General features: G+C 41.1%; 13 protein-coding genes, 1 pseudogene and 1 other annotated feature. Of the genes and pseudogenes, 5 read left to right on the top strand and 9 right to left on the bottom strand.

Annotated features, from left to right (window positions below; all coding sequences use genetic code 11):
• Window positions 1-3 precede the first annotated feature (3 nt).
• On the bottom strand, window positions 4-903 hold the full coding sequence (gene hisG, locus AM629_RS00070; RefSeq protein WP_054474984.1) for an ATP phosphoribosyltransferase: 900 nt from the start codon (window positions 901-903) through the stop codon (window positions 4-6).
• A gap of 26 nt (window positions 904-929) precedes the next feature.
• Window positions 930-1,054 (bottom strand) — a sequence feature (His leader region).
• 426 nt (window positions 1,055-1,480) lie between these two features.
• Between hisG and AM629_RS00065 the strand changes: the two genes are divergently transcribed.
• Window positions 1,481-2,308, top strand: a complete 828-nt coding sequence (locus AM629_RS00065) for an SDR family oxidoreductase (RefSeq protein ID WP_054474982.1) — start codon at window positions 1,481-1,483, stop codon at window positions 2,306-2,308.
• 6 nt (window positions 2,309-2,314) lie between these two features.
• On the opposite strand, the gene AM629_RS00060 is transcribed toward AM629_RS00065, so the two are convergent.
• Window positions 2,315-2,935 (bottom strand): glutathione S-transferase family protein, encoded by a 621-nt coding sequence (locus AM629_RS00060; RefSeq protein ID WP_054474980.1) that lies wholly within the window; start codon window positions 2,933-2,935, stop codon window positions 2,315-2,317.
• Between the two features lie 190 nt (window positions 2,936-3,125).
• On the opposite strand from AM629_RS00060, the gene AM629_RS00055 reads away from it, so the two are divergent.
• From AM629_RS00055 to AM629_RS00040, 4 genes are all read left to right on the top strand, one after another.
• Complete coding sequence (locus tag AM629_RS00055; RefSeq protein ID WP_054474978.1) at window positions 3,126-4,328, top strand: serine hydrolase; 1,203 nt, start codon at window positions 3,126-3,128, stop codon at window positions 4,326-4,328.
• A 732-nt stretch (window positions 4,329-5,060) separates the two neighbouring features.
• Complete coding sequence (locus AM629_RS00050; protein WP_054474975.1) at window positions 5,061-6,125, top strand: patatin-like phospholipase family protein; 1,065 nt, start codon at window positions 5,061-5,063, stop codon at window positions 6,123-6,125.
• A gap of 4 nt (window positions 6,126-6,129) precedes the next feature.
• Complete coding sequence (locus AM629_RS00045) at window positions 6,130-6,903, top strand: TatD family hydrolase (protein ID WP_054474973.1); 774 nt, start codon at window positions 6,130-6,132, stop codon at window positions 6,901-6,903.
• 969 nt (window positions 6,904-7,872) lie between these two features.
• Window positions 7,873-9,138: a NupC/NupG family nucleoside CNT transporter gene (locus tag AM629_RS00040; RefSeq protein WP_188093347.1), complete on the top strand. Its 1,266-nt coding sequence runs from the start codon at window positions 7,873-7,875 to the stop codon at window positions 9,136-9,138.
• Window positions 9,139-9,224: 86 nt separating this feature from the next.
• On the opposite strand, the pseudogene AM629_RS00035 reads toward AM629_RS00040, so the two are convergent.
• The 7 genes and pseudogenes from AM629_RS00035 to AM629_RS00005 all read right to left on the bottom strand — a co-directional run.
• Window positions 9,225-9,419 (bottom strand): annotated as a pseudogene (locus AM629_RS00035) (Tox-REase-5 domain-containing protein); the annotation flags it as partial.
• A 166-nt stretch (window positions 9,420-9,585) separates the two neighbouring features.
• Window positions 9,586-9,852, bottom strand: a complete 267-nt coding sequence (locus AM629_RS00030; RefSeq protein WP_072161769.1) for a PAAR domain-containing protein — start codon at window positions 9,850-9,852, stop codon at window positions 9,586-9,588.
• 45 nt (window positions 9,853-9,897) lie between these two features.
• The gene (locus AM629_RS00025) at window positions 9,898-10,620 is read right to left on the bottom strand and encodes an Imm52 family immunity protein (protein WP_054474965.1); all 723 of its coding nucleotides are present in this window, start codon (window positions 10,618-10,620) and stop codon (window positions 9,898-9,900) included.
• Window positions 10,621-10,632: 12 nt separating this feature from the next.
• Window positions 10,633-11,397, bottom strand: a complete 765-nt coding sequence (locus AM629_RS00020) for a Tox-REase-5 domain-containing protein (RefSeq protein ID WP_054474963.1) — start codon at window positions 11,395-11,397, stop codon at window positions 10,633-10,635.
• 1 nt (window position 11,398) lies between these two features.
• On the bottom strand, window positions 11,399-11,740 hold the full coding sequence (locus AM629_RS00015) for a hypothetical protein (RefSeq protein WP_054474962.1): 342 nt from the start codon (window positions 11,738-11,740) through the stop codon (window positions 11,399-11,401).
• On the bottom strand, window positions 11,737-12,234 hold the full coding sequence (locus AM629_RS00010; protein ID WP_054474960.1) for a DUF4123 domain-containing protein: 498 nt from the start codon (window positions 12,232-12,234) through the stop codon (window positions 11,737-11,739). Before AM629_RS00010 ends, AM629_RS00015 begins: the two co-directional genes overlap by 4 nt.
• On the bottom strand, window positions 12,231-12,905 hold a 675-nt coding region (locus AM629_RS00005; protein WP_420806650.1), incomplete at its 5' end, for a bacteriophage T4 gp5 trimerization domain-containing protein. The genes AM629_RS00005 and AM629_RS00010, both read right to left, overlap by 4 nt.

The following is a 12,905-nucleotide window of genomic DNA, read 5'->3' as shown; positions in this document are numbered from 1 at the left end:
TGTTTACTCCATCATTTTTTCAATTGGCAAAACCAAAATAGAACTTGCGCCAAGAGATTTAAGTTTCTCCATGGTTTCCCAAAATAGCGTTTCACTGCTCACCATGTGCATGGCAATACGGTTTTGATCACCAGCCAGAGGAAGAATAGTTGGATGCTCTGCCCCGGGTAGCAGAGAAATGATTTCTTCGAGTTTCTCACTGGGGGCGTGCAACATAATGTATTTAGATTCACGGGCCTGAATTACCCCTTGAATGCGAGTCATCAGTTTATCGATCAATTGCTGTTTCTCGGCTGGCATTTCACCGTCACGTTGAATAAGACAGGCTTTTGAACGGTAGATAACTTCCACTTCCCTCAGACCATTTGCTTCCAGTGTTGCACCCGTTGAAACGAGATCACAGATGGCATCTGCTAATCCGGCACGAGGTGCAACTTCGACTGAGCCATTTAGCAGACAGGATTTAAAGCGGATTTTTTTCTGGTCGAGGTAACGTTTTAGCAGGTGAGGATAAGAGGTGGCGATACGGGTGTCTTGTAGGCATTCGACATCGGTATAGTTGTAACCCAGTGGAGTCGCCAGTGAAAGACGACAAGTGCCGAAATCGAGACGGCGTAAAGTGAAATATTGTGGATCTTCTCCCTGGGCACGACGATTTAATAACTCTTCTTCCAGTACGTTTTCACCAATAATGCCCAGATCAACGACGCCATCCATAACCAGCCCCGGAATGTCGTCATCACGTACCCGTAGGATATCGATAGGCATATTTTCTGAGAATGCAATCAGGCGTTGTTGTTGCAGATTGATTTTAATACCACAGCGAGATAACAACTCGCGGGAATCTTCACTCAACCGGCCAGATTTTTGCATTGCTATACGTAAACGTGATTTATCTAACATTTTTATCCCCATTGAAAATTGGAAACATAAAAAAACCCTCGGAAGAATTCTTCCGAGGGTTTTGTATCGCATTCATGCCACCGGAAGACCCGCTAAACGTCTTCCAGTACACAACAGCCTGAAAGACTAATCAGGATGATGGTGATGATGGTTGAACTGAATACGGATCATAATGGCTTCTCTTTTTCTATATATACCCTTCATCTTTCAAGCTGTTGCTTTGTTGGCTGCGTTCACTTACCCCAGTCACATCGTTATCTATGCTCCTGGGGATGCGTTCTCTTGCCGCCGCGCTGCAAATTGAAATCTATTGGGTATATTTCTATTAGTGACTGCTTGCTGCCGATTGTTTTGTGGTTGACCAGCAGTGGTTCAATTTTTTGCTTGCTATTCAACCTATACGATTTGGCAGGTTAAAAGCAACCTATTTTTAAAAAGAAATTTATATTTTAATAATATCTTGTTTTTACTTGAGATATCGTTTTCCATAGGAAAAATACAGGGTCAATAATAACAGTAGCTTAATGTTCAGATTGTTTGCATAATCAACGCAATATCAGACATAGAAGGCGTGGTGATGAAAAAAGTTTCCATTATCGGTCTGGGTTGGTTGGGGATGCCATTAGCCAAATCATTGAGCTATAGCGGTATGCAGGTTGTTGGTAGTAAAACAACGCCAGATGGCGTAGAAGCAGCACGTATGTGCGGCATTGAATGTTATCTGTTACAACTGGAACCTCAGATTAACTGTGCTTCTGATGACTTGGGACAACTGATGACAGCCGATGTGTTGATTATTACTTTACCGGCAAGTCGTACCGCAGGTGGCAGTTATAACTATGTCAAGGCGGTTCAGTTAGTGGTTGATACTGCCCTGTCATACTCGGTGCCGAGGATTATTTTCACCAGTTCCACTTCTGTTTATGGGGTTATGGCCGGTAAACTCAATGAAGATGCTCCTTTTCGCCCTGAAACACCATCAGCTCAGGCATTGGTTGAATTGGAAAACTGGTTGCATAAATTACCAAATATTTCCGTTGATATTCTGCGTTTGGCGGGGCTGGTGGGCAGTGGCCGTCATGCCGGGCGTTTTTTGGCGGGGAAGAAAGAAGTAAAAGGTGGTGCTCAGCCGGTAAATCTGGTTCATCAGGATGATGTTATTTCAGCCATTAATTTGTTACTTCAAAGGTCCAAAGGTGGTCATATTTATAATTTATGTGCGCCTGTTCATCCAACCAAAGCGGAATTTTATCCTAAAGTCAGTGGTCAGCTTGATTTAATTCCACCTGAATTTGTCAGAGAAAAAACTCAGGTGGAGAGTAAGATTGTTGATGGTAGTCGTATTTGTAAGGAGTTAGGATTTAAATATCAATATCCAGACCCTGGATGGATGCCAATGAGTTGATTTTTATTAAGTTAATTCAATCATGACAATTTCTCTGAACGCTGGTCTTTCTGTCATCAGATGATACCAGCGTTCAATATTTGGCAAAGATGGACGTTTGATATGGACATTAAGCCAAGGGTAGATCATGGGTCCTAATGCAATATCTGCCATACCAAATTTATCGCCGGAAAAGTATTCTTGTTCTGTTAAGGCGTTATCTGCTATTTCCATCAGTTTTTCAATTTCAGTCATTGTTTGTTCTATTTGCTTTTGATCCCGTTCTGCTTCAGGTGTGCGAATAATACCTATCATTAGCTGTCTGATGTGAGGAAATAAATGTGAACCGCACCAATCCATCCATTTTTCCGCATTTGCTCTCTCTTGTAAGTTTTGCGGATAGAGAACATTTTCACCGAATTTTGCTGCAAGATAACGGACAATCGCGTTAGATTCCCACAAGATAAAATCACCTTCTTGTAAACAGGGAATCTGTTTATTCGGGTTCATTTTCAGATATTGCGGATCATCCAGTTTGCCAAATTTACCGCCAATATCTATCTGGTTATACGGCACATTAAGTTCTTTCAGGCACCAAAGTACTTTTTTTACATTAGAAGAGTTTTTACGGCCCCAAACGGTTAGCATTGGTTTCTCCTTGAATTGGAATATTAGGAAATCATTTATTGCTATCTGTCATTCCTTTCTTATCAATCAGCTTAAATTAAAACTAATGATTAGCACAATCTTTACATCGTTACATTGGTTTCTTATCGTACAACATCATATATTAGTAGAAATTTGATATTTTTCTTGCAAGTAAGAGGGGGAACATTTAATGAAGAGAAATCTGGCTATGACGATGAAATGTGTTACTGCTGTGCTGACAGTAATATTAGTAACAAATACTCACGCTTATGCGTCGGATGAACCGGTTGTTCCTTCGGTGGATGCTAAAGCTTATGTGCTGATGGATTATGACAGCGGTAAAATCCTGGCTTCTCATCATCCTGATGAACGGCTTGATCCAGCGAGTCTGACAAAAATTATGACCAGTTATGTGGTTGGTCAGGCGATAAAAGCAGGAAAAATCACGCTAGAAGACGTGGTTATTGTGGGAAAGGATGCTTGGGCAACGGGTAATCCGGTATTGAAAGGTTCTTCTCTGATGTTTCTCAAGCCTGGTGATCGGGTAAAAGTGATCGACCTGAATCGTGGCATTGTTATTCAGTCGGGTAATGACGCCAGTATTGCTTTAGCTGATTATGTGGCAGGTAGTCAGGATGTGTTTGTCAGTCTGATGAATAATTATGCAAAAGCACTTGGATTGACTAATACCCATTTTCAAACCGTTCATGGATTGGATGCTGAAGGGCAATTCAGTACTGCTCGTGATATGGCGGTATTAAGCCAGGCAATGATCCGTGATGTTCCTGACGAGTATGTCCTTCATAAAGAGAAAGCGTTCACTTTTAATAACATCCAACAGCCTAATCGTAATCGATTGCTATGGAATAAAAATATGAATGTGGATGGTGTGAAAACAGGATATACCCGTGGTGCGGGTCATAATCTGGTTGCTTCAGCGACGGAGGGACCAATGAGGCTGATTTCTGTTGTACTGGGGGCACCAAGTGATCGGGTTCGTTTTGCAGAGAGCGAAAAGTTACTTTCATGGGGATTCCGTTTTTATGAAACAGTGACACCAATTAAAGTCAGTGAGCCATTTGTTTCAGAAAAGGTCTGGTATGGTGATCGTTCAGATGTTGCTCTTGGGGTGGAAAAAGATGCGGCAATCACTATTCCCCGCGGTCAACTGAAAAACCTGAAGGCCAGTTACACGTTGAATCAGACGCTATTAGAAGCACCTTTGGCTAAAAATCAGGTTGTGGGTGTGATTAATTTTCAATTAGGGGATAAAGTTATTGAACAGCGCCCATTGGTTGTTAAAGAAACGGTTGAAGAAGGCGGTTTTTTCAGTCGTATCTGGGATTTTATCGTCATGAAAGTTGGCAGCTGGTTTAATGCAATTTTTGGTTGATTTAATGTATACCCAATAGATTTCAATTTGCAGCGCGGTGGCAAGAGAACGCATCCCCAGGAGCATAGATAACTCTGTGACTGGGGTAAGTGAACACAGCCAACAAGCAGCAACTTGAAGGATGAAGGGTATAAAGAGTGATGAGTGGGAGAAAGTAGATATTTTTTTGAACATTAAAAATAGTAGCAAACGTTATTGATATCTGTCAAAGAAATGAGTTTAATTTAATATTTTATAGGTAATGTTTAATTAGGAATTTATTTTTGATAAATTAGAATTCTATAGTTGCAAATGGAATTGATTTAATTATTACAATATATACCCTATGGATTTCAAGATGCATCGCGGCGGCAAGGGAGCGAATCCCCGGGAGCATAGATAACTCTGTGACCGGGGTGAGTGAGTGCAGCCAACAAAGAAGCAACTTGAAAGATGACGGGTATAGATTTCAAGATGGATCGCGACGGCAAGAGAGCGAATCCTCGGGAGCATAGATAACTCTGTGACCGGAGTGAGTGCCGCCAACAAAGAGGCAACTTGAAAGATAACAGGTATATTTCTTTGTCTAGGGTGGTTGTTTCCCATCCAACAAATTTTAGTTGTACTAACCAGATATGCGCCCTCACCAGGGGCCTTTTTATCAAAATATTGACTACTTAGCACCATAATATAATGACGGATAATAACTCCCCAAGTTATGCTCTATCCGTCATGTATTTTCTTGGGGGCTGTGTGGGGAAACGTATACCGATAACTTTGGGAAATATTGATCTATTATCCCATAAATATGAGTCGCATATTAAATCTGGAAAAATTGCGCTTGTTTGTGAAGGTGGAGGGCAACGCGGTATTTTTACAGCCGGTGTGCTGGATGAATTTATGCGTGTTGAATTTAACCCGTTTGATCTATTACTGGGTACTTCGGCAGGTGCTCAGAACCTTTCAGCTTATATTTGTGGACAACGTGGATATGCCCGGCGGGCTATCAGTCGCTATACAACAAATCCTATTTTCTTTAATCCTCTGCGTTTCGTTCGTGGTGGTCATTTAATTGATTTAGACTGGTTTGTAGACACTGTGTCTAGCGAACTTCCATTGGATATTTCGGCAGCTTTACGCAAATTTGATGCTGGGTGCGAATTTTATATGTGCGCGTGTCGTTCAGATAATTTTGAACCTACCTATTTCCATCCTGATGAGAAAAATTGGCTGGAAGTGATTAAAGCATCAAGTGCAATTCCAGGATTTTATCGCAATGGTGTCACTATCGACGGTGTTGTTTATTATGACGGAGGTATCAGTGATGCGATTCCAGTGGAAGAAGCTTATCGCCGAGGAGCTGATACCATAGTGGTGATCCGTACGGTTCCTTCACAGCTCTATTACACGCCTGATTGGATGAAACGCATGGAGCATTGGTTGGGAGATAGCAGCCTGCAAAAGATGGTGCGAATGCTACAACAACATGCGAAAAGCTACTACCGTACTCAAAAATTTATTGAGAACCCACCTGATGATGTACAGATTTTTGAAATCTACCCACCGGCTCCATTAATGGCTAGTGCATTAGGCAGCCGTTTGGCAGCGTTAAATAAGGATTATCATCTTGGGCGCCGTAGTGGTCGCTATTTCCTGGCAACAGTCGGTCACTTGTTTGTTGATAATGAATTCGGTATTGCTGAGCGTAAAAATTACAATTTTAACCGTAACTTCTTGTGCCAGAATGTAAAAAATAGAGATTCGGCTAGGTCATCAGCTACGTTAACAGAGTCATCAGAACAGATTAATAACGGATAGTTTCATGTTTATTGATACCCACTGCCATTTTGATTTCCCTCCATTTCGTGATGATGAGCAGCAGAGTTTACAACGGGCGGCGCAGGTTGGTGTGGAAAAAATTATTGTGCCCGCTGTCAGTGGGCACAATTTGCAACGGGTGTTTAAACTGGCTTGTTCTTATCCAGAGGTCTATGCAGGACTAGGCTTGCATCCTCTTTATATCAATGAACATCAGGAATCGCATCTGGCAGATCTGGAACGATTACTGAAACAGAAACATGAAAAGCTGGTAGCTGTCGGAGAGATTGGCCTCGATCTTTATATGGCTGAACCCCAGTTTGCAAAGCAGGAAGAATTACTGTGTGCCCAATTGCGGTTAGCAAAACAGTATGAATTACCCGTTATGCTCCATTCCAGAAAAAGCCACGATCAACTGGCGGCGATCTTGAGAAGAATCAACCTTCCTCGTACTGGAGTTGTACACGGATTTGCCGGGAGTTTATCTCAGGCGGAGGCTTTTATCCGTTTGGGATATTACATTGGGGTAGGGGGAACCATGACTTATGAAAGAGCGCAGAAAACCCGTCGCGCAGTGGCTGAACTTCCTTTAACTTTTCTTGTGCTGGAAACAGACGCACCGGATATGCCGCTTTTCGGGTTTCAGGGAGAGCCTAACCGACCGGAAAGAATTACCGGGGTTTTTGCTTCGTTATGTGAGCTTCGCCGTGAATCTCCTGATGAAATCGCCGCCCAGCTTTATCATAACAGCATTGAGTTATTTGGATTAGTTATATGATTTACAGCGTGATTTTAACTACTATTGGCAAAGATGCCGTTAACTGAAACTGGATAAATCGATGATGGATTAAGATTCAAGGCTTCAAGGTTATAATATTGGTAATATTTTGTATGAAAAAGTGGCGCTACCCGTGGAAACCTTGGAGATGAATTATTTTGGTTAGCGCCTGTGGGATTACCTTAGAAAAATATTAGTGAGTATCTCCTGAAATAGCGTCAATATACCTGTTATCTTTCAAGTTGCCTCTTTGTTGGCTGCGTTCACTTACCGCCGCGCTGCAAATTGAAATCTATTGGGTATAGTATTTAATGCTTGTGATAGTTTATTTTTATCCTGATTTTTATATAGCTAGAAGGAGTGGAAAGATAATTGAATTTTGGCTTAATCAGGGATTAGGCATTATTAATACGGTTATTTTTGTACAGAGTGGATTCGATTAATAAGTGCATTTTTTCAAAATGGTGGCCAGTTGTTATAGTAGTCATATTTCTCGCCAAAGTAAAATGCTAATACCAATTGGAAAATACTCACCCGGTCAAAATAAAATATTATTTTCCATAAAGGGTTGATTCAGTGATTTAGGTTTGGGTTTGTTTCCTTAAATTTGTCTTTGAAATATTGCTTTATTTGCTTATCTGTATGGTGTGAACATGATACGGTAGAGCTGTTGTCGGTGGATAATTACCACCAAACTTTAGCTTCGCTTATATTATATTCATCTATTAATTTGTTATCCCGCCGGTCAGATTATCTTGCTGTAGATTATTTATACAATATTGTGTGATTTGCATCACATTTTTGGTTTTTTTATTGCTTTTTTCAGTAGGTATTTGTGATGTAGATAGCTTGTTCATTCCTATGACTGAGTATAATCAGCGCCGACTCAGCGTCAGTGAACGATTTACATTCAACTGACATATTTAATTTATTATTAAGTGAACAGGGATTCTTCCAATGCAACTCTTTATGAGCCTGGTCGGGATGGTAGTGCTGATCTTGATCGCAGTACTTTTTTCCAGTAACTATCGTGCTATTAAACTCCGTACTGTCCTTGGTGCCTTTTTGATTCAGGTCACTATCGGCGCTTTTGTACTTTACGTTCCCGTGGGTAAGAAAGTATTAATGGGTATGTCTGAGGGGGTTTCTAATGTTATTCAGTATGGTCAGAAAGGGATGGATTTTATTTTTGGCGGATTAGTTTCCCCCAAAATGTTTGAGCTGTTTGGCAGCGGTGGTTTTGTTTTCGCCTTGCGCGTACTGCCTATTATTGTTTTCTTCTCTTCACTGATTGCTGTTCTGTACTACATTGGTGTCATGCAGCTCATTATTAAAATATTGGGCGGTGGCCTGCAAAAAATTCTCGGAACTTCGCGTACAGAATCTTTATCTGCGACAGCTAATATTTTCGTGGGCCAAACTGAGGCACCGATGGTTGTTCGTCCTTATATTGCGACGATGACCCAGTCTGAGCTATTTGCGATTATGAGTGGTGGCCTAGCATCCGTTGCAGGTTCGGTACTGGCTGGCTATGCATCAATGGGTGTATCTTTAGATTATTTGATTGCTGCGTCCTTTATGGCGGCGCCAGGTGGTCTGTTGTTCGCTAAACTTATGGTGCCTGAAACCGAAAAAACCCACGATACTGTTGATGCAATGTCACTGGTTGCGGAAGAGGACCGCCCTGCTAACATTATTGATGCCGCTGCTTCTGGTGCCGTTGTTGGTATGCAATTAGCATTAAACGTAGGTGCAATGTTATTGGCGTTTGTTGCCTTGATTGCATTGGTAAACGGTATTCTTGGTGGCATTGGTGGGTGGTGGAATTACCCACAACTTTCCCTTGAATTGGTGCTGGGCTGGATTTGTGCGCCAATTGCTTATTTGATTGGTGTTCCGTGGAATGAAGCCATAGTGGCGGGTTCTTTCATTGGTCAAAAACTGGTTGTGAATGAATTCGTTGCCTTTATGAACTTTGGCGCTTATTTGAAACCAGATGATGTGGTTGCGGCAGCGGGTTTGCAGGTTCTGTCAGAACACACCAAAGCAATCATCTCCTTTGCGCTGTGTGGTTTTGCTAACCTTTCTTCCGTCGCTATTCTGTTGGGTGGTTTGGGCGGTATGGCTCCAAGTCGTCGTGGGGATGTTGCTCGTCTGGGGATCAAAGCTGTTATAGCGGGTACATTATCTAACCTGATGAGTGCAACCATTGCCGGATTCTTCCTGGCTCTGTAACTTTATTGCAGTGTGCAGGTGGGATAATCCCGCCTGCAATCAATTTTCTTTCCGGTTTATCTTCATTAAATATTGCAGAGTGCAATATCAAAAAACTGGTCATACCGCGCCTTAGCCTCCAGAAATAAATAACGCTTAGGCTGCCAGCCACCAAACGTCACTTTCAGACACTGAAACTCCTGAATTATTTGTGCCACCGGGTCATACCGGGTTTTGGCAATAAATCGTTGATAGTTAATAGTAATGGCGCTCCAGCGATTGACCTTGCGATATTTTTCACTTACCCCAGTCACAGAGTTATCTATGCTCCTGGGGATGCGCTCACTTGCCGCCGCGCTGCAATTTGAAATCTATTGGGTATAGGCATATTAACTTCTCCTATTTATCTTATTTTTTGCAATATGAATATTTAAACCAGAGGCTTAAATGTTGCGAATAAAACTCTCATTAACTGACAAGTGTGAATTTATGCTGACGGGCAATTAATCTTGCCCCGCATGCTGTTTGCATTCCTTCAAGTGCAATGGATTTTCCCTGATATTGCAGGGAATCAGCACCTTCAATAATAGGAAAAACTCCTTTGCATTGGGGGCATTCGACCTGATCCCCTTTACCTGCAATGGAAATACCGTTGTAAGTATATTGGTCAATGGCGGTAATGACTTTACCGCTATGATCTGTTGTATCACCCAGCAGGATAACAGCCTTTGACATTAAAGTTCTCCATTGTTTTACCATTAGAAAATAATATCGTTGCCTTTAAATCTCAGTAATTAATGGCAGCAATCCCAGATTGAGCAACTGAATTTCAACATCATTGGATTTATCAATATCATCCTGATTTTCACCATCAAAAATCCCTTTTTGGGTGATGATTAATGTGCCAATTTGCTGATCGTTTTGATAAACGGGAAGTATTTCTTCTGCCATAGGAAGACAGGATTGATCAATTATTTTAGGCTGATAAAGCATCCAGCCGACACTGAGACGGTCAGGGAAAACATTATGTTGAGATAATGTATAACCGTTAGTTTCAACTTGAATATAAGGGAAGTCACGGCTGGTCACTAAATATTTCACAAGGTCAATTAATCGGGAAGTATCGAGTTGAGTACTATCAATTCTTAAACTTAAGATCAACCAAACCCAGTTAGAGCGGACACTTGACATTTTTTTATAACTAATGCTACAGGATAATTCATCCTTTTCACCATCCCATATTCCAGTAATAAGTGATGGGAAATCTTTCTTATAGTCTTTTTCAAAGTTTTTAATGGCGATGCCGGTTGGTCCTTGTTCGTCGAATACGACGTGTTGCAGTGCCTGCTTTCGAGAGTAACCAGTTAAATACCAAGTTTTCTTCCTATTGAAAAAGATATTGATTTGTTGTGTGATCTGAAACAGGTCCATAAGCGCTGTGTTGACGGTAATTGTTTCTTGCTGCTCATAATATGCATTTATTTTTAAACGGATTATTGTCATGTTGACCTCGGATTAAATTAAACTGTCACAGGGGGTATAATAAACATTAATATTCTTATGTTTACTAAACATTACCTTAAAATACTCAGCGCTTATAGGTTGTAAAAAATGCCATTCCACATGAGGGGTACTCTCTAATGCATCGCAGACTTTTTGATGCCTCTCTGCTTGCTTTTCTGCGGAGAAAACACCTTTCCACCAACTTTTAGGTTCTTTATCTTTAAAAAATTGATCATACCGTGCTTTGGCCTCCAAAAAGCGACAGTACATCGGCTGCCAGCCATCAAACGTCACTTTCAGACACTGAAACTCCTGAATTATTTGTGCCACCGGGTCATACCGGGTTTTGGCAATAAATCGCTGGTAGTTAATAGTAATGGCGCTCCAGCGATTGACCTTGCGATATTTTTCACTTGTCACCGGAATAGCCAGACATTCTTCGCACGCTTTCTGCTTTTCCGTACTTTCACATTCTTCCGTTTTGGCCGCTGTTTGGGTTTGAACCGCAGAGGTATCAACCGGACCATCATCCAAATCATCATCTTCCCAAAAATCGGCGTGGGCTTCTGCGCTCCAGACGATATTGCGATCTTGATCCGTGATTTCAGGGTTTATTACAAAATCCGCTTTCTGATGCCGAATAATGTTGTCATCTTCTTCTACTGAACTCTTTTTTCCTGCTTCCATCACACCAACCGCAATTAATACTCCGGTGCAGGCAGTAATAACGTATTCAGCAGCACCTACAGCAACCGGGGCCAGTAAGGGTATTGGCATATCAATGTCTCCTGTTCATCCTATTTTTTGCAATACGAAGGAAATCTTTAAACTGTTGTTCTGGATTCTGACCGGAAGATTCAAATACATCCTTGATTGGTGAAGCATTCTGAAAGTCGGGATTAAAGGCCACCAGATATAAATAAGATTGGATAGTATTTTTTTCCTGAAAGTTTAATGCTAATAAATAATCGTAAGCCCCTTTTAATCGTTTACTGAGATGAGAATTACAAGGGATTAAATTTGCGTATTCAGCCAAGATCTCTTTTTCCACTTTTTCAACAAATTCTTGTTTTTCTAACTCAATAATTTTATCGAATTGTCCCTGAGTCAGTTTAATCATAACATTGCTCCCGACACCGAATAATAGATCGAATTATGCTGATAAAGCCATTTGGTCATTCCGCGAGTAAATTCTACCAACTGCTCATCATTGAAAATTTCCTGAATTCGATGTAAAACACGAGGATCATAAAAACGGAAAAGCGCCGTCTGTTTTGTCGGCAACTGGATATTTAAATAAGGCAATAGATGTCGGGTCAATTGATCTAATGATAAAGGTGTCAATATCCACGATACAGAAGGATAGATATCTTCTAACTCTGACAATTTATTATGCCAATGATGTCCATATTCCATATCAAATAACCAAGGGCCAGCAAACGCAATTTTTGAATCAGGGTAGTACCTGAATAAAGGATTATTTACCCCGGCAATATATTTAATTTCTGCCTGAAAGTAGTACTCATATTGCAAGCCATTTACCAGAGCATACAGCCGAGTTTCAGGGTGCTCTTTCTGATAGTTCATTAATTTTTCATTTAATTCTAATATCATGATTGTCCTCTGATAACCATTGTTGCTCCTTCCATTTCTGCTTTCAGCAAACAACTGATGCACAGCCCCTTATTGGGTATTTTCGGTATTTGTGCCGGAATATCTACATTCGCCTGCTTCATCTCTTTTTGTAACATATCGGGCAATTTCCCTCCCCAACCAGAACCTATACCCGGTGTTCCACTACCGAAATTAATTCCTGAGCTACTGGTGATGCCACCAGCATCAATTTTGATAAAATGTCCCGCCGCTTGGAGAGTTAATTCACTACCAGCATCAATAACTAAGGTAGTTCCTGAACTCAGGTGAATTTCATTTTCCCCCAGCATGAAGAGTGCATCATCGGCCTTGACATGCAATTTTTTTCTGGACGAAACGGATATGTCATTATTAGCCAGAACGCGATATTCATTATCAACACGTAAATGAGCATCGTGCTTAATATGGTGGATTCGGTCATGTTCAATATTGATTGTTTCGTCATTTAAGATTTGAGTCTTCATGTTTTTCTGAGCATGAATAAATATTTCTTCCCGATCTTTTTCATCCTCAAACCGCAATTCATTAAAGCCTTTTCCTTTGTGGGTCCGGGTCTTAAAGGTGGTGCGGGTTTTTTCGGCAGGTAAATCCAGCGGCGGGCGATTCAGACCGTTATAGGTGCAGCCGGTCAC

The sequence above is a fragment of the Photorhabdus heterorhabditis genome (assembly GCF_001280945.1).
GTDB classification, from domain to species: domain Bacteria; phylum Pseudomonadota; class Gammaproteobacteria; order Enterobacterales; family Enterobacteriaceae; genus Photorhabdus; species Photorhabdus heterorhabditis.
Note: the sequence above shows the minus strand (reverse complement) of the source record. Positions and strands in the feature narration are given on the sequence as shown.